We start from the raw sequence: 16,866 nt of genomic DNA on the forward strand, positions 1-16,866 counted from the left end.
TGGTGGGGGCGGTCTGCGTGGTCCGGTCGGGGTGTGTGGGTCAGGCGCTGGTCGGGCGTTCGGCGAAGCCGTGCCGCAGGTGCGTGAACGCCTCGGCGACGAGCGTGCTGAGCTGTGCGCGCAGCTCTGGGGTCACGGCAGGCGGAACCGGCGCCGGGTCCGCGCCGGTCACGAGACAGCCGAGGCTCTCGACCCCGTCCGCGACGACGACGTGGAGCGCCCCGGACAGCAGCCCGATGACCGCGCCGACGAAGAGGTGGACGCGCACGCTGCCGAAGCGCTCGCCGAGCGCATCCTTGGCGAGCGCGGCGCGGTAGGCCTGCATGCGTGCGTGGGCGGTCGACTCGAGGACGGGGTGCTCGTGCGCGATGAGGGCGAGGGCGCGGACGTCGTCGAGCACGGGGCCGTTGATGATGCCGAGGACGTAGGCCTCGGAGGCGTCGATGACGCCGTCGAACGACGTGGGGACGACGGTCGGGTCGAGGTCGCTGAGGACGGTGGCGTGGGCGAGGAAGCCGTCGACGACGGCCTCGGGCTTGCTCGCGTAGTGGTTGGCGAACGTGCGGCGCGAATAGCCGGCCTCCGCCGCGATGTCGTCGATCGTGACGGCGTCGTACCCGCGCTCGCGCACGAGCGTGTAGGCGGCGACGGCGAGCTCGCGCGCGGTGGCGCGCTTCTTGGCCTCGCGCAGGCCCCTCACGGTGGGTGCGATCACCGCGCGAGCATACGACGCTCGTTTCCCTATGGGCAAAGTTGCCCATAGGGAAACGTTCAGGCGTCCCGGGCCGCCACGGTCAGCGCCTCGAGGAACCCGTCCACGTCGTCCTCGGTCGCGTCGAAGCCGCACATCAGGCGCACGACGCCGGGCTCCCCCGGCCAGTCGTAGAACACGAAGCCGGGTCGTAGCGCAGCCGCGACCCGCTCGGGCAGCTCGACGAAAACCCCGTTCACGTCGGTCGCGTACGCGGGCACGACGCCGGGCAGCAGGCCCGCGGCGACCCGCTCGTCGATCCCCGCGCGCAACCTCGCCGCAGCCGCGTTCGCGGCGCGCGCGTTGCGCAGCCACAGGTCGCCGTCGAAGAGCGCGAGGAGCTGCGCCGCGACGAACCGCGACTTGCTCGCGAGCTGCATCCCGCTCATCCGGAGCCGCCGCACCCCTTCGGCTACCTGCGCGCCGCGCGCGGTCGATGCGTCGAGCACGACGACGGCCTCCGCCGCGAGCGCCCCGTTCTTCGTCCCACCGAGCGACAGCAGGTCCACGCCGACGTCGGTCGTCAGCGCGCGCAACGGCAGGTCGAGCGCTGCGGCCGCGTTAGCGATCCGCGCGCCGTCGACGTGCAGCAGCAGCCCATGCTCGTGCGCCTGCGCCGCGAGCTCGGCGACCTGCTCGGGCGTGTAGAGCGTGCCCAGCTCGGTCGCCTGCGTGATCGAGACGACCGCAGGCTCGGCGCGGTGCACGTCGTCACGCCCCTCGAGCAGCGGGGCCACGAGCTCCGGCGTCAGGCGGCCGTCAGGCGCGTCCACGGGCAGCAGCTTGAGCCCCGCGAACTTCTCCGGCGCGCCACCCTCGTCCCCCATGACGTGCGCCGTGCGGGCGCACACGACCGCACCCCAGCGCGGCACCGCCGCCGAGAGACCGAGGACGTTCGCTCCCGTGCCCGTGAGCACAGGGAAGGCGCGCGCCGTCTCGCCGAGGTGGCCGCGAAGCACCTCCTCGAGGCGCGCCGTCCACGGGTCGTCGCCGTACGCGGGCGCTCGGCCGACGTTCACCTCCGCGATCGCGGCGAGCACCTCAGGGTGGATCCCGGCGTGGTTGTCGGAGCCGAGGCTGATCGTCATCGCACCAGTGAAGCACCGCGCAGATCTATCCTGAGACCCCCGACGCGACTGGAGCGAACGCGTGAGCTTCTTCTCGTGGCTGTTCGACGCCACGTTCACCGTCGGCGACCAGGTCGTGCTGTGGCGCGAGGTCGTCGGCAACCTCTTCGGCCTGGCCTCCGCGCTCGGCGGCATGCGCCGCCGCGTGTGGGCGTGGCCCGTGGGCATCGTCGGCAACGTCCTGCTGTTCACGGTCTTCCTCGGCGCCGTCTTCGGCACGCCCGACGCGACCAACCTCCTCGGGCAGGCCGGGCGGCAGGTCATGTTCGTCATCGTGTCCGTGTACGGGTGGACGACGTGGCGCGCGGCGCGCACGGCCGCCCGGACGGCGGCCGCGTCGGACGCGACCGTCGACGCGACGTCGGACGGGCAGATCCTGCCGCGCTGGGCGAACGGCCGTCAGCGGGCGTTCCTCGTCGTCGCCGCCGTCGCCGGGACGCTCGTCCTCACGCCGATCTTCCGCGCGCTCGGTTCCTACGAGCCCGTGTGGGCCGACGCGTGGATCTTCGTCGGCTCCGTGCTAGCGACGTACGGGATGGCCCGCGGCTGGGTCGAGTTCTGGCTCGTGTGGGTCGCGGTCGACCTCGTCGGCGTGCCGCTGCTGCTGTCGGCCGGCTACTGGGCGACCGCGTCGATGTACGTGTTCTACGGCGCCTTCACCCTCACCGGGTTCTTCGTCTGGTGGCGCGCGTCGCGCACACTGCCCGCGAGCTGACCGCGGCCAGGCAGGCCCCGGCTACGCGAGCGAGCCGAGCACGCCGCCGAGGACGATCTTCGTGATCATCGCGGCCGGGTAGACGAGCGCGTAGCCGAGGGCGACGCGCGAGTCGAATCCGGTGCGGTGGTTGGCGAACGCGAGCACGGCTGGCTGCGTCTGCGTGCCGGCGAGCATGCCGGAGAGCGACGTGCCGCCCACCTTGAACAAGCGGCGCATCACGCTCCACAGCCCGAGCGCGACGACGGTCGTGACGGCCGCGCCGAGCGCGGCGATGCGGATCCACTCGCCCGACGCGAAGGCGGGCGCGATCTGCCCGCCCGCGACCAGGCCGGCCTGCGCGAGGAACACGAGCAGGCCCAGCTCGGACAGGGTCTGCGCTGCCGTGAACGGCATCGTCGTGACGACCGGCCCCACCCGGCCGATCCGTCCGAGCACGAGCCCGACGACGAGCGTGCCCGCCGCGGCGCCGATCGTGACGTGCTGGCCGGGGATCGGCAGGACGACGAGGCCGAGCAGCACGCCGAGCGACATCCCCACGCCGAGGGCGACGGGGTTGATGTCCGAGAAGCCGCGAGCCGAGTCCCCGAACAGCTCGGTGACCTTGTCCATGACGCCGCGCGGCGCGATCACCCGGATGCGGTCGCCGAGCTGGAGCACCTGGTCCTCGTGCGCGACGGCGTCGACGTCGCCCCGTCGCAGGCGCGTCACGCTCGCCTCGTACTGGTGCTGCAGGTCGAGCTCGCGCAGCGTGCGACCGGCGACCCGAGGGTTGGAGACCGTGACACGCCGCATCGCGAGGTAGCGGGTGTCCCGCGCGAGGTGGTGCGACGACGTGTGGCCGAGCATCGTCGTGATCTTGTTGACGAGCCCTTCCGGCCCGACGACCGTCACGACGTCGTCCTTGACCAGCACGTCCTCGGTGCCGGCCGCGCGGGGCGGCGCATCCTCGGAGCCGCTGCGCAGACGGGCGAAAGATATCTGACCGCCGAACAGCTCAGTGAGCTCGCGCAGGGACTGGCCCGTCGCCGTCTCGACGCGCACCGCCCGCTCGACGAGCGGCGGCGGGGCGTCCGTGTCGGCGCTGCGCCCGCGCAGCACGAGCATCGCGACGACGAGCATGCCGACGACGCCGAAGACGTACGCGACGGCGTAGCCGACGGTCGGGGCGGTCTGGTCGCCGGCCGCGTCGCGCGCCGCGGCGAGCGCGGGGGTGTTGGTCACGGCGCCCGCGAACGTGCCGGCGACGGTCGCGGGGGACAGGTCGAGCACCGTGCCGAGCCCGACGGCGACGAGAGCACCCGCGCACAGGACGCCCATCATCGACGCGATGAGCCTCAGGCTCTTGCGCAGCGACGCGAAGAACTCGGCTCCCGAGACGACGCCGACCGTGAAGGTGAAGAGCGTCAGGCCGAGGGTGCCGAAGGCGGGCGGCACGGTGAGCTCGACGCCCTGCGCCTTGCCGACACCGCCGACGACGAGGGCCAGGAACAGCACCGCGGCCGCGCCGAGGCCCACGCCCTTGACGGTGACGTGGCCGACGGCAGCGCCGAGACCGACGACGAGGAACAGGAGCAGAACCGGGTGCTCTGCGAGCAGCTCCAGCACACCAGACACGTGACACCTCACCCTGAGCGGAAGGACCCCCGCTCCACCCCACACCCGGCGGAGCCTCTCCACATGGGACCCATGGCCCGCTCAGGGTCCCGCAGGGCGACCGCTCAGTAGCGGAACTGCATCACCTTGTCGCGCAGCTCGGACGACATACGGGCGAGCTCCTGGGTCGCGCTCGTCATCTGCGCGACCGTCGCACTCGACTGCTCGGAGGCCGTCGCGACGCCCGTGATGTTCTGGGCGATCTCGGCGGAGCCGGTCGCGGCCTCGACGACCGAGCGGCCCATCTCGTTCGTCGTCGCGGTCTGCTCCTCGACCGCGGAGGCGATCGTCAGCTGGAAGTCGTTGATCGACGACACGATCGAGGTGATCTCCCCGATCGCGTTGATCGCGCCGTCCGTGTCCGCCTGGATGGCCTCGACCTTGCGGGCGATATCCTCGGTCGCGCGAGCGGTCTCCTGGGCGAGGTCCTTGACCTCGGAGGCGACGACGGCGAAGCCCTTGCCCGCCTCGCCCGCACGCGCAGCCTCGATCGTCGCGTTGAGCGCGAGGAGGTTCGTCTGCTCCGCGATCTGCGTGATCGCGCGCACGACGGTGCTGATCTCCTGGCTCGACTCGCCAAGGCGCGCGACGGTCGCGCTCGTGTTCTCGGCGACGTCCGTCGCCCGCGCTGCCACGCGCGCGGCCTCGGAGGCGTTCTGCGCGATCTCACGGATGGAGGCGCCCATCTGCTCGGCACCCGCCGCGGCCGCCTGGACGTTCCGGCTGACCTGCTCGGCCGCGGCGGCGACGACGCCGGCCTGCGTCGACGACTCCTGGGCGCCTGCGGCGACCTGCTCGCCCGACGCACCGAGCTCCTCGACGGCGGACGCGACCGTCACGGTCGTCTCGCCGACGCCCGCGAGGATCTCCGCGAGCGACCGGCGCGCGACGTTGAGGCGCTCGGCCGTCTCGCCGAGCTCGTCGCCCGTGCTCTCGTCCGCCTCGACGGTGAGGTCGCCGTCGGCCATCGCCTCGATCGCGGCGCGCAGGCCGGCGATCGAGCGCCGCACGGAGCGCACGACGCGCACCGCGATCAGGACCAGCAGGACAGCGACGACGACGATGACGACGATCGCGATGCTCGTGGACCGGTTCGCGTCGTTCTGCGCGCCCTCGGCGATCGACTCGACGTGCTCCCCGATCTCCTCGGCGACGGCGTCGAGGCCCGCGACGTACGCGTCGATCAGCGGCTGCATCGTCTTGGTGAGGAAGAGCGTGTACTCCTCGTCGGTCCCGTGGAGCGCGACAGGCATCATGCGCATGTCACGGACGTCCACGTACGTCTTGTAGTAGTTCTTGAACTCGGACCAGCCTGCCGAGACACCCTCGAGCTGGAGGTCGAGGAGCCTGATCGACTCGTCGATCTCCGCATCGTTGACCTCGAGCTTCTCGAGCCAGTCCTGCTGGGCCTCGGGGGTCCCGGACGCGGCGACCTGCGCGACGATGAGGCGGCCCTTGATCTGGTTCTGGTGGAGAAGGTTGAGCGGGCGCGTGAGGTCTGTGTTGGCCGCCGCGACCTCGTCCGTGTCCGCGGCGAGCTGGCCCATGAGCACGATCGCGAGGGCACCGATCACGACGACTCCCGCGACGCCGATCCCGGCGAGAAGGCGCAGGCGCACGGCGATCGAGCGGGCCAGGCCGCGCCGGCGCGCGGAGACCATCTCGACCTCCGGCGCAGCGGTGGGCTGGTCGGACGGTGCTGCGCTCATCATGGCTCCCCCATATCGGCTGGCCGCGGCGTCCTGCCGTCGGCGGGGCGTGACGTGGAAAACACACCCTGCGAGGCGCATCGACCGAGGTCAGGTGCAGTTGAGCGCTTGAACTGCAACGATCGTGTTACGTCTTCGGACGTTTCGGACGGCCCGTGCCCGGGAGGCGACCAGGCCGTCCGGGCGACCGCGTCGGGAACCTCTCGGCGTGCAGGACGGCAAGAGCGTGCACACCATGGTCGGTACGCCGTCCGACCCGGTTGGCGCACGTACCGAGAGAGGAGCGCACCATGTCACACCTCACCGGCAAGAAGGTCGCATTCGTCGCCGTGGACGGCTTCGAGGACTCCGAGCTGACGAGCCCCTGGGACGCCGTCACGGAGCACGGCGCGGACGCCGAGCTCATCTCGACGGAGGGCGGCACCATCACGGGCAAGAACGGTCACGAGGCCCCGGTCGACGTCACGACGTCGGACGCCGACCCCGCGCGGTACGACGCGCTCGTCCTTCCCGGCGGCGTCGTGAACTCGGACACGGTTCGCACGGACGAGAAGGCGGTGGCGTTCGTCCGGCAGTTCTTCGCGGACGGCAAGCCTGTCGGCGTCATCTGCCACGGCGCCTGGATCCTCGCGGACGCGGACGTCCTGAGCGGCCGCACCCTGACCTCGTACCCGAGCCTGCGGACGGACCTCGTCAACGCGGGCGCGACGTGGGTCGACGAGGAGGTCGTCGTCGACCAGGGCCTCGTCTCGAGCCGCACGCCCGACGACCTTCCGGCGTTCAACGCCAAGGTCGTCGAGGAGATCAGCGAGGGTCGTCACTCCGGCCAGACGGTCTGAGGCTGCCATGCCCAGGTCGCGCAACCGGTCGCTCAAGGACCCGGAGCTGTACGAGACGCTGCGTGAGGACGGCGCCTCGAAGGAGAAGGCTGCACGCATCTCCAACGCCGCGGCCGCCCAGGGTCGGTCGAAGGTCGGCCAGAAGGGCGGCGACGCCGAGAGCTACGAGGACCGCACGGTCCCCGAGCTGCGCGCACGCGCCAAGGAGCTGGGCCTGAGCGGCTACTCGTCGCTCCGTAAGGCCGAGCTCGTCGACCTGCTGCGCAACCACTGACGGCCGTGCCCCGCGTCCGTGGCCTCGTCCGGGCCCGCACGTCCGGACCTGGGTTCACCCGCCGCCGCGCGGGGCGCGGCTTCGTCTACCTCGACGAGGACGGCGCCCGCATCGACGACCCCGAGGTGGTCGAGCGCCTCAAGGCGCTCGTGCTGCCGCCCGCATGGCGCGACGTCTGGTATGCGCCCGCCCCTCGCTCGCACATCCTCGCGACGGGGGTCGACGACGCCGGTCGTCGTCAGTACGTCTACCACCCGAGGTGGGTCGAGGCGCACGACCGCGCGAAGCACGCGCGCAAGCTCGAGCTCGCGGAGCGGCTGCCGCAGGTGCGCCGTCGGGTGACGCGCGACCTGCGCGCGGAACCGGGCACGTACGAGCGGGCGCTCGCCGTCGCCGTCCGGCTCGTGGACTCGACGCACCTGCGCGTCGGGAGCGAGCGGCACACGGCCGCGACGGGCAACCGCGGGCTGACGACATTGCTGTGCCAGCACGTGCGGGTCGAGGAGGGGGTCGTGACGCTCGAGTTCCGCGGCAAGAGCGGGCAGGTGTGGCACACGCGGACGGTCGACGACGACCTGGCCGAGGCGGTCGCGTCGCCGCTCGAGCGCAGGTCGCCGCGGGCGCGGCTGCTCGCGCGGCGCGAGGGGCGCTCGTGGCGGCCGGTGCGGGCGTCGGACGTGAACCGGTACATCCAGGAGATCAGCGGGACGGCGTGCACGGCGAAGGACTTCCGGACGCTGCACGGGTCGATCATCGCGGCGCGCGAGCTCGCGCGGATCGGCTGGTCGCCGGACGAGCGGGAGCGGAACCGGACGGTGCGTGCCGCCGTCGTGCGGACGTCGGAGCTGCCGGGGAACACGCCCGCGGTGGCGAAGAGCAGCTACATCGACCCGGCGATCCTCGACCGTTTCCACGCGAACGAGCTGATCGACCTGAAGCGTGGGGACGCGAACGCGTACCTGACCCTCATGCGTGGCGGGAAGTGAGGCAGGGCACTCGCACCTGTCTCCCTGGAGGTCTTGACCACCGATCCGTCAGCGATATATCGTTAAGTATCGCTGCGGCACGAGATTGACGCCGCGCACGACAGAGAGGGGGAGCCCCATGAGGACCCCACGCAACACCACCCCAGACTTCTCCAGCCCCGACGAGCCGCGCCGCGGCCGTCGGCGCCACCGCCACCACGGCGAGTTCGGTCCAGGGCCCTACGGTCCAGGACCCTTCGGTCCGGGGCCGTACGGCCCGGGCGGCCCGAGTGGCCCGCGTCGTCACGGCGGCCCTCGGCGCGCCGGTCGCGGCGACGTCCGCCTCGCCGTCCTGTCGCTCCTCTCTGAGGAGCCGTCGAACGGCTACGGCCTGATCAAGGCCATCGCCACCCGTACCGGCGACGCCTGGCGGCCGAGCCCCGGCTCGGTCTACCCCACGCTCCAGCAGCTCGTCGACGAGGGGCTCGTCGACACGACCGGTGAAGGCCGCGGCACCGAGTACACGCTCTCCGAGGCCGGGCGCACCTACGTCACCGAGAACGCCGAGCAGATCGCCCGCACCTGGGCGGCGACTCCCGGCCGGTCCGCGACCGACGTCGCCTTCCACGAGAGCGTCACGAAGCTGCGCGGAGCGATCCAGCAGCTGCGCCACAGCGCGACCGAGGAGCAGCGCGCGGCCGCGACCGAGAAGCTCGACGAGGTCCGCAGGGCGCTGTACCTGATCCTCGCCGAGTAGCCGTCCCCGTCACGCTCCTCCACGCACGGATCGCCCGCACGCACACTCCACGTGTGCATGCGGGCGATCCATCGTCGCGGCCTGACCGTCCGGCTGTCGCACGCCGGACGGTCAGGCTCGGTTCAGCGCGTGACGGTGAGCTTCAGCGGCTTCGCCTTCGACGCCGCCGCCGACGACGACCCCAGGTACGTCACCCGGACCGTGTACTTCCCGCGCTTCAGCCGGTCGAGCCGCACCGTCGCGCTCGACTTCTTCAGGCTGACGGTCTTCGTCGAGACGACCTTCGAGCCGCGGTAGACCGCGACCCTGACCTTGCCCGTCACGGTCGCGCGCGGAGCTGCGCCGACCTTGACCGCGACCGATGCCCGCGCCGAGGCGCGGACCTTCTTCTTCGCGAGCGAGGCCTTGGTCGTCGTCGCGCGCAGCACCTTGACGGTCTTGCGAGCCTCGGACGCCTTGACGCCCGCGGCGCCCTCGTAGCGCGCGGTCACCTGGTAGGTGCCCGGCGTCGTCAGGCGCGGGAGCGTGACCTTCGCGGCTCCGCGGGACAGCGTCGCCGTCCTGGTCGCGACGACCTTCCCGCCGCGTCGCACCGTGACGGTCGCCTTGCCGCTCGCGGCCTTGCCCGCAGCGGTGACGCTGACCTTGACGACCGGCTTGGAGGTCGTCGTGGGCTTCGTCGGGGTGACGGAGACGGTGGTCCGTGAGGTCACGGCCGGCTTGGGCGCCTTCGTGACGGTCACGACGACGGCGCTCGACGTCGACGGGGCGACGGTGAGCTCCCCGGCCGCGGCCGGGGCGAACACGGCGGTGTACGTCCGCGTACCGACAGAGGGGCGCTTCACGACGAGCTCAGCGCGTCCGTCCGCACCCACCTTCGCCGCGCCGATCTGCGACGAGCCGTCGAAGAACGCCACCGTCCCGCCGGCCACCGCAGACTGCTTCACGGAGGTCACGGCGGCCTTGAGCGTCACCGAGCCCCCCTCGACGACCGAGGTCGCCGACGGCGTGAGCCGCACGACGCTCGCCGCACGCCCGTCGAGCACGACGACCGGCACCGTGACGACCGTCGCAGACCGGAAGCCCTCCGCGGCCGCAGAGATCTCGGCCGTGACGGACCTGCCGACGTGTGCGAGGCCGGGCGACCACGTGGCGCTCGTCGCACCCGGGACAGCCACGCCGTCGACCGACCAGCGATACGTCAGCCGCGCGTCAGCAGGGTCGGCGGCGACCTGCGCCGTGAGCGTGGCGCCCGCGACCGGGCTGCCCGCGAGGCGAGCGGCCGTGAGCCCGACCTGCTTGTCGAGCGTCACAGTCGTCACGGCCGTCGCACCGCTGGGCGCCGTCACGGTCACCGTGACGGTGTCCCCGGTACGGACGACGTCGACCGTCGCGGCGCCGTCGACCGGTACGGCCCGCACGACCGGGGCAGCACCGCGCGCCTGCACCTCGTACGTGGTCACGGCGGGGTCGAAGCCCTCGACGTCGACGCCGCCGACGGTGAGGCGGGCCAGGTCGGTCACCGCTGCGGGCGCTCCCACCTGGGCGTACACCTCGACCTCGGACACGATGATGTGCGTCGCCGCGCGTGCGTCGAGCACGACGCGGACCGCGTCGGTCGCCGCGCCGACCGGCAGGTCGACGACCGGAGCCGTCGCCTGCTCGGGCAGGGACACGACGTCGCCCGAGTCGACCCACGTCCCCGTGCGCGGGTCACGGTGCTGGGCGCGCATCGTCGTCGGCCACGTGTAGCTCGAGCCGTCCTTGTAGAAGTAGACGCGCACGCTCTCGACGACCTCCGGCCGTGCGAGCGCGTACGTCAGCGTTGCGCGGGTCTCCTTCTCGTTCTTCCAGTTGGACCAGCCCTTGTCGGTCGTGTCGCCGTTGATCGTGCGGGTGACCGGGTAGCCGGACTCGGTGAAGTCGGCGGCCGACGGCGTCGACGTGAGCGCGACGTTCTCCTCGCCGCCCGCGGGGACGACGATCACGTGGAGCGTCGCAGCGACGTCCGCCGTGCCCGTGGCGGAGGCAGCGACCGTGCCGCGCACGGTCAGGCGGCCCGGGTCGGCGAGCGCAGCCGCGTCGACGTCGTCGAGCGCCCACGTGACGGGCAGGTCGAAGCGCGAGTCGCCGAGCCCGACCTGCGTCGGGACGGTCGTCGGCGCCCACGCCGCGAGCAGCGCGGGCGAGGAGCCGGCGACGACGGTCACCGACACGGGGTCGGCGGCGACGACCTGGCCGACCTCGACGACGACGCGCGCGTCGGTCACCGGGTTGCCGTACACGTCCGTGCCGGTCCCGGTGATCGTCACCGTGCCGGCCGTCTCCCACGCGTCGGCGGGGACGGACCACGTGATCGGCGTCGCGACGCCGGAGCCCCACGAGTAGGTCGGGACGACGGTCGACGGGAGCGTGGCAGGGACGCCGACCTGCGTGCGGGCCTTGAGCGGCACGACGACGGGCTGCTCGTCGACGGCGCGGAACGTCCAGCGCTGGTTCGCGCCGCCGTTCGACTCGGAGACGCCGACGCGCGCGTTCTCGGTCGTGGACTGGCCGCCGACCTCGAGCGAGGACGCCGTCTGGGCGCTGACGAGGGACCAGGTGACGCCGTCGAGCGTCGTGAGGTGCCAGCGGGTGCCGGGCGTGGCGCTCGCCTCGGCGAGAGTCACGTCGCGCAGGTCGGTCCCGGCGCTCGTCGCGCCGAGGAAGCGGCCGTCGTGGACGGACTCGAGCGCGAAGGTGCGGCGGCCCGCGACGGCCGAGGCGTCGGACGTCTCGTGCGCGACCCAGAGCTGGCGCGGGAGCGCGGCGGACGTCGTCGCGGGCGACGTGATCGTCGTCGTGCTCTCCGTCGAGAGCGTCAGGGCCTTGCTCGACTGCACGCCGACGACCTGGACGGTCCCGCCGTCGTGCAGCGGTGCGGCGGTCGGCGCGACGCCGGAGACGCCGCTGACCTCGAACGTCGTGACGGACCGCGCGGGGACGGTGAGCGTCGCGGTGCGCGCGTCGCGGTCGACCGTGACCGGGGTGCCGGCGACGAGAGCGGTCGACGTGTCGTCGACGTCGGCCGCCTGGGTCGTGACGTAGGGCGTGACGGTCGCGCCCTGCGCGACGTCGCCGAACCGGGACAGGTCGAGGACGACCGTGCGGTCCGCGGTCGTGGCGTTGGTGTGCACGACGCTCAGGCTCGATCCGTCCGCGCCGAGCGCAGCGGTCGAGCTGGCGTCGTCGACCGCGACGAAGCGGTCGCCGGGGGTGATGAAGCGCATGAAGTTGCGCATCGTGTCGAACTTGGAGTTGGTGACGATCGAGCAGTCGGCCACGTCCGCGGCCGTGTTGCCGGCGGCGATCGCGTCGGCGACACGACGCTGCGACTTGAAGCCGATCGCGTCAGCCTCGTCGACGACGGAACCGTCGACAGCGACCCACTCGCAGTCGAAGTCGATGAAGACGGAACCCCAGTTGAGGTTCTCGCCCTTCTCCATGTTGTAGAAGTCCTCGACCTCCTGCCAGAGGACGTAGGCGTTCGGCTGGAGCTCGCGGAGGTCCTCGGTGATCTTCTGGGCGAGGCCGAGGCCTCCGCTGATCGCGACGGGGTCAAAGCCACCGCCCACGAAGTCGCCACCGGTCTCGCTCATCCACAGCGGCTTCTCGCTGGCGAGCGCGTGGTCACGCGCCTGCATGCGGCCGCCGGACCAGTAGGTGTGGACGTTGATCTGGCCGACGTCGGCGCGCGTCGCGGCGTCGTACTGCTTCCACGCGTTGTTGAAGTTCTGCGGGTGGGTCTCGTCGTTCGCGGACACCACGGCGTCCGACGACGACGTCTCGAGCTCGTCGGCGAGGAGCTTGACGAGCGACTGCTGCTGACCCGCGCCCGGGCCTGCGCAGATCTGCGCGCCCTCCTGGGGTTTCTTCACCGCATCCGTGAACGGGGTGATGCCGTCGGCGAGGCGGCCGGACGGCGTGGACCAGTAGCCGGTGCACGGCTCGTTGAACGGCGTGACCGTCTGGAAGTCGACGTCGTACGTGTCCTCGAGGTGCTCGACGACCCGCGTGAGGTAGCCGGCGAACTTCGCGGGGACGTCGTCGGCCGTGCGCACCTGCTCCGTCGTGGAGCTCGCGCCGCCCGAGGTGTAGCCGGAGTTCGTCATGAAGAAGGGCGGGGAGTTGGCGAAGCCCTCGAGGACGAGGTCCTCGCGCTCCTGCGCGAGGCGCTCGAGCCACCAGCGCTGTGTGGCGTCCTTGGTCCAGTCGTAGCTCGCCTCGTCGTCGGGGTCCCACGCGGCGGCGAGCGCGGCGCGGTCGGCGAAGCTCGTGGTGACGGGTCCGTAGAGGCTCGCGGGGTCGGTGCTGAGATCCTCGGCCCAGTAGCCGTCGACGGCGGCGCCCTGCCGGAAGTAGTCGCCGACGTCGGACGCGCGTCCTCCGCCGATGTTGTAGCGGGCGACGTTCATGTTGAGGCCTTCGGCGCCGAACACGAGGTCGAAGAGCTGTTCGCGCAGCGCGTCGGGGTAGTCGCCGGTGGCGTTCGCGAACCAGACGAGCGAGTTACCCCAGCCCTGGAAGGGTTCGCCCGCGTAGGCGGGGTTGGGGGTGATCGTGGTGGGCCGGGCGGCCGCCGTGGCGGTGGCAGCCGCGAGCGGCGTGGTGGGGGCGGGAATGGCGGAGGCGCTCGTCGCGCCTGCGACCGCGCCTCCGGCGGCGAGGGACGCGGCGAGCGCTCCGGCGAGCACGCGCCGTCGGCGCGCTGGCTGTGTGCTGGTCATCAGGGGGACTCTCTTCTCGTCGTTGAGCGAGGAGGGGATGAGCGTCGAATGTCCGGTGTTTACGTCAACATTGACGCCGCGGGCTAGCCTGTCAGGGGATGACCGCCTCGTCAAGACGCGGCAGCACGTGGCCCGGTCCGGCCTACCGATCGCCCGATTCCACGCTCCACGCGTGGAACCGGGCGATCCGTCGAGAGAAGAGGGGGCGGGACCCGCTGCGGGGTCAGCGGCGCGGGGCGCCCGTGCTGCGGCGCACGACGAGCCGCGTGGGCACGAGGATGTGCCGGTCGGCGAGCACGGCGCGGTTGCGGACCTGCTCGACGAGCAGGTGCACGAGCTCCTCGCCGATCCGCCCGAAGTCCTGCTTGACCGTCGTCAGCGGCGGCCACAGGTAGCGCGAGAGCGGGATGTCGTCGAAACCGACGACGGAGACGTCCTCGGGAACCCGGCGCCCGAGCTCGTGCAGCGCGAGCATGAGGCCCGCAGCCATCTCGTCGTTCGCGCAGAACACGGCGGTGACCTCCGGGTCTGACGCGAAGCGCGACCCGAGCGCATAGCCCGACGCCGCCGTCCAGTCGCCGCGCAACGGCTCGTGGACCTCCCGCCCGCGCGCCTCGAGCGCCTGGCGCCACGCGGTGACGCGCTGGCTCGCCGGGCCGCTGTCCAGCGGGCCCGCGAGGTGGTGCACGGTGCGGTGCCCGAGGCCGAGCAGATGGGCGATCGCGTCGCGCGTCCCGCCCTCCTGGTCCGCGCCGACGGCGGGGTGGTGGCCGACGAACCGCGAGTCCGAGACGACGACGGGAAGCCGTGGCGGCAGCGCGAGCGTCTCGGGCGTGACCGTCTCGGCGCGGATGATCACGAGCCCGTCGATCGCCTGGTGCGAGAGCCTGCGCACCGCTTCGTCGACGCCGGTCGACGCGGGGTCCTCGACGTCGACCAGGTTGACCGTGAACCGCTCGCGACGCGCTGCTTCGACGAGGGCGTCGATCGTGTGGGACTCCCCCGCGCGCGAGAGACGGTGGGCGATGACGCCGAGCACGCCGAAGCTGCCCATGCGCAGCGCTCGGGCCGCGTTGTTGGGCGAGTAGCCGAGCTCCTCCATCGCCGCGAGGACGCGTTCGCGCGTCTCCGGCCGCACGACGTCAGCCCCCGTGGACACGCGTGAGACTGTCTGGGCCGAGACGCCCGCGAGCGCGGCGACGTCGCCGATCGAGGGTCCCGAACGTCGCCTCGAGGGGCGTGGCTGGTTCGTGGTGGGGCTGTCCATCGGACACCTCTCCCGTCGGGGGTGCGGCGATGGTGACGCAACCATCGTCGGGTCACAGAATAGTCTCGCAGGGGTCACCCCCGTTGACACCCGCGGTCGCGGTGTGCCACGCTCGCCGGGATGTTGACGTAAACATCATGGACACGAAGGAGTGCCGCACGTGCAGCAGAGCGTCACCGCCCCGACCCCGCCGACCGGCACCCGCCGGCGCCCGCGGCGTCTGGACCGCCGATGGGTCGGCTGGGGGTTCATCGGGCCGTTCATGGGCGTCTTCACCCTGACGTTCCTGGCACCGATCGCCTACTCGATCTACCTGAGCCTCTTCCGCAAGCAGCTCGTCGGCGGCAACGCCTTCGTCGGCCTCGACAACTACGCCGCAGCGTTGCGCGACGACAAGTTCTGGTCCGCGCTCAGCCGCGTCTCGCTCTTCCTCGTCGTCCAGGTGCCGATCATGCTCGGCATCGCCCTGCTCGTCGCCCTCGCGATCGACTCCGGGCGCCTGCACGGCCGCAACTTCTTCCGCATCGCGATCTTCATGCCGTACGCCGTCCCCGCCGTCGTCGCCGCGCTCATGTGGGGCTTCATGTACGGCACGCGCTTCGGCCTGATCGGCAACCTCAACGAGCTCCTCGGCACGTCGATCCCCAACCCGCTCGCCCCCGAGTGGATCCTGCTCGCGATCGGAAACATCGTGACCTGGGAGTTCGTCGGCTACAACATGCTGATCTTCTTCTCGGCGCTGCGCACCGTGCCGACCTCGCTCTACGAGGCCGCAGAGATCGACGGCGCCGGCCAGTGGCGGGTCATCAGCGCGATCAAGCTCCCCGCGATCCGCGGCTCGCTCGTCGTCGCGCTGATCTTCTCGATCATCGGCAGCTTCCAGCTCTTCAACGAGCCGAGCATCCTCCAGGCGATGGCACCGAACGCGATCACGACGTTCTTCACGCCCAACCTGTACGCCTACTCGCTGTCCTTCTCGGGACAGCAGTACAACTACTCCGCGACCGTCGCGATCATCATGGGCCTGCTCACGATGCTCATCGCCTACGTCGTGCAGCTGCGCGGCATGCGCAAGGAGGCCTGACCGATGACCTCGACACTCGCTCCCCGCAAGCGCAAGAGCTACTCGGTCGACCGCCCCCGCCGGTCGGTGACCCTCACGATCGTCACGAGCGTCGTCCTGCTCTACAGCCTCGTCCCGCTCGTGTGGCTCGTCATCAACGCCACGAAGACCCAGGGCGACCTGCTGAGCACGTTCGGGCTGTGGTTCGGTGGCGACTTCGCGCTGTGGGACAACATCGTCACGACAGTCACGTACGACGACGGCATCTTCATGCGCTGGCTCGGCAACACGGTCTTCTACGTGGCTCTCGGGGCTGGCGGCGCGACCGCCCTCGCGATCCTCGGCGGCTACGGCCTCGCGAAGTTCAACTTCCCCGGCAAGCGCTGGGTGTTCGCGGTCGTGATCGGTGCGGTCGCCGTCCCGGGCACCGCCCTGGCGGTCCCGACGTTCCTGATGTTCTCCCGCATGGGGCTCACCAACACGCCCTGGGCGGTCATCATCCCGTCGCTCATCTCTCCGTTCGGGCTGTACCTCATGTGGACGTTCGCCCAGGAGGCCATCCCGGGCGAGCTGCTCGAGGCGGCGCGGGTCGACGGGGCGAGCGAGGCGCGGACGTTCGGGCAGATCTGCCTCCCGCTCCTCGCCCCCGGCATCGTCACGGTGCTGCTGTTCACCATGGTCGCGACGTGGAACAACTACTTCCTGCCGCTGATCATGCTCAAGGACCCCACGTGGTACCCGCTGACCCTCGGGCTCAACGCGTGGAACGCCCAGGCGGCCACCGCGGGAGGCGAGGCCGTCTTCAACCTGGTGATCACCGGATCGGTGCTCACCATCCTTCCTCTCATCGTGGTCTTCCTCCTGCTGCAGCGGTTCTGGCAGTCGGGCCTGGCCACCGGGTCGGTCAAGGAGTAGCGGTCCTGCGACCGTGCACCTGGCCGTCGCACACGCAGTGTTGACGTCACCACCATCACTCA

At 71.6% G+C, this 16,866-nt stretch carries 13 protein-coding genes; 7 read left to right on the plus strand and 6 right to left on the minus strand.

What is annotated here, in order from left to right; genetic code table 11:
* Nucleotides 1-40 precede the first annotated feature (40 nt).
* Together ATL41_RS07055 and ATL41_RS07060 are read right to left on the minus strand one after the other, a co-directional pair.
* A complete protein-coding gene (locus tag ATL41_RS07055; RefSeq protein ID WP_219810370.1) occupies nt 41-715 on the minus strand; it encodes a TetR/AcrR family transcriptional regulator in 675 nt (224 codons plus the stop codon).
* A 56-nt stretch (nt 716-771) separates the two neighbouring features.
* A complete protein-coding gene (locus tag ATL41_RS07060) occupies nt 772-1,839 on the minus strand; it encodes a threonine aldolase family protein (protein WP_098457846.1) in 1,068 nt (355 codons plus the stop codon).
* A gap of 61 nt (nt 1,840-1,900) precedes the next feature.
* On the opposite strand from ATL41_RS07060, the gene pnuC reads away from it, so the two are divergent.
* On the plus strand, nt 1,901-2,593 hold the full coding sequence (pnuC, locus tag ATL41_RS07065; protein WP_098457847.1) for a nicotinamide riboside transporter PnuC: 693 nt from the start codon (nt 1,901-1,903) through the stop codon (nt 2,591-2,593).
* 21 nt (nt 2,594-2,614) lie between these two features.
* Here the strand turns inward: pnuC and ATL41_RS07070 are convergent, their stop codons facing one another.
* Together ATL41_RS07070 and ATL41_RS07075 are read right to left on the minus strand one after the other, a co-directional pair.
* A complete protein-coding gene (locus tag ATL41_RS07070; protein WP_098457848.1) occupies nt 2,615-4,210 on the minus strand; it encodes an aspartate:alanine exchanger family transporter in 1,596 nt (531 codons plus the stop codon).
* 104 nt (nt 4,211-4,314) lie between these two features.
* Complete coding sequence (locus ATL41_RS07075; protein ID WP_098458974.1) at nt 4,315-5,958, minus strand: methyl-accepting chemotaxis protein; 1,644 nt, start codon at nt 5,956-5,958, stop codon at nt 4,315-4,317.
* A gap of 290 nt (nt 5,959-6,248) precedes the next feature.
* On the opposite strand from ATL41_RS07075, the gene ATL41_RS07080 reads away from it, so the two are divergent.
* The 4 genes from ATL41_RS07080 (at nt 6,249) to ATL41_RS07095 (ending at nt 8,793) form a co-directional block, all read left to right on the plus strand.
* Nucleotides 6,249-6,797: a type 1 glutamine amidotransferase domain-containing protein gene (locus ATL41_RS07080; RefSeq protein WP_098457849.1), complete on the plus strand. Its 549-nt coding sequence runs from the start codon at nt 6,249-6,251 to the stop codon at nt 6,795-6,797.
* A gap of 7 nt (nt 6,798-6,804) precedes the next feature.
* Entirely contained in the window at nt 6,805-7,071 is a 267-nt protein-coding gene (locus ATL41_RS07085) for a DUF7218 family protein (protein WP_098457850.1), read from the plus strand.
* Nucleotides 7,072-7,076: 5 nt separating this feature from the next.
* Entirely contained in the window at nt 7,077-8,057 is a 981-nt protein-coding gene (locus tag ATL41_RS07090; protein WP_169924510.1) for a DNA topoisomerase IB, read from the plus strand.
* 118 nt (nt 8,058-8,175) lie between these two features.
* Nucleotides 8,176-8,793, plus strand: a complete 618-nt coding sequence (locus ATL41_RS07095) for a PadR family transcriptional regulator (RefSeq protein ID WP_098457852.1) — start codon at nt 8,176-8,178, stop codon at nt 8,791-8,793.
* A 122-nt stretch (nt 8,794-8,915) separates the two neighbouring features.
* On the opposite strand, the gene ATL41_RS07100 is transcribed toward ATL41_RS07095, so the two are convergent.
* Both ATL41_RS07100 and ATL41_RS07105 read right to left on the minus strand, forming a co-directional pair.
* Nucleotides 8,916-13,559 carry an Ig-like domain repeat protein gene (locus ATL41_RS07100; RefSeq protein WP_143556589.1) on the minus strand — a complete coding sequence of 1,548 codons (4,644 nt, stop codon included), beginning with the start codon at nt 13,557-13,559 and terminating at the stop codon, nt 8,916-8,918.
* A gap of 223 nt (nt 13,560-13,782) precedes the next feature.
* Nucleotides 13,783-14,826 (minus strand): LacI family DNA-binding transcriptional regulator, encoded by a 1,044-nt coding sequence (locus tag ATL41_RS07105; RefSeq protein WP_098457854.1) that lies wholly within the window; start codon nt 14,824-14,826, stop codon nt 13,783-13,785.
* Between the two features lie 151 nt (nt 14,827-14,977).
* Between ATL41_RS07105 and ATL41_RS07110 the strand changes: the two genes are divergently transcribed.
* Nucleotides 14,978-15,910: a carbohydrate ABC transporter permease gene (locus ATL41_RS07110; protein WP_425432663.1), complete on the plus strand. Its 933-nt coding sequence runs from the start codon at nt 14,978-14,980 to the stop codon at nt 15,908-15,910.
* A 3-nt stretch (nt 15,911-15,913) separates the two neighbouring features.
* The gene (locus ATL41_RS07115; RefSeq protein ID WP_098457855.1) at nt 15,914-16,804 is read left to right on the plus strand and encodes a carbohydrate ABC transporter permease; all 891 of its coding nucleotides are present in this window, start codon (nt 15,914-15,916) and stop codon (nt 16,802-16,804) included.
* Nucleotides 16,805-16,866 lie beyond the last annotated feature (62 nt).

The sequence above is a fragment of the Flavimobilis soli genome (assembly GCF_002564025.1).
Taxonomy (GTDB): Bacteria; Actinomycetota; Actinomycetes; order Actinomycetales; family Cellulomonadaceae; genus Flavimobilis; species Flavimobilis soli.

Excerpts from the sequence above, each read along its gene's own strand:
- ATL41_RS07060 (WP_098457846.1), bottom strand. The coding sequence starts at position 1,839 with ATGACGATCAGCCTCGGCTCCGACAACCACGCCGGGATCCACCCTGAG.
- ATL41_RS07075 (WP_098458974.1), bottom strand. The coding sequence starts at position 5,958 with ATGAGCGCAGCACCGTCCGACCAGCCCACCGCTGCGCCGGAGGTCGAG.
- ATL41_RS07080 (WP_098457849.1), top strand. The coding sequence starts at position 6,249 with ATGTCACACCTCACCGGCAAGAAGGTCGCATTCGTCGCCGTGGACGGC.
- ATL41_RS07085 (WP_098457850.1), top strand. The coding sequence starts at position 6,805 with ATGCCCAGGTCGCGCAACCGGTCGCTCAAGGACCCGGAGCTGTACGAG.
- ATL41_RS07095 (WP_098457852.1), top strand. The coding sequence starts at position 8,176 with ATGAGGACCCCACGCAACACCACCCCAGACTTCTCCAGCCCCGACGAG.
- ATL41_RS07100 (WP_143556589.1), bottom strand. The coding sequence starts at position 13,559 with ATGACCAGCACACAGCCAGCGCGCCGACGGCGCGTGCTCGCCGGAGCG.
- ATL41_RS07105 (WP_098457854.1), bottom strand. The coding sequence starts at position 14,826 with ATGGACAGCCCCACCACGAACCAGCCACGCCCCTCGAGGCGACGTTCG.
- ATL41_RS07115 (WP_098457855.1), top strand. The coding sequence starts at position 15,914 with ATGACCTCGACACTCGCTCCCCGCAAGCGCAAGAGCTACTCGGTCGAC.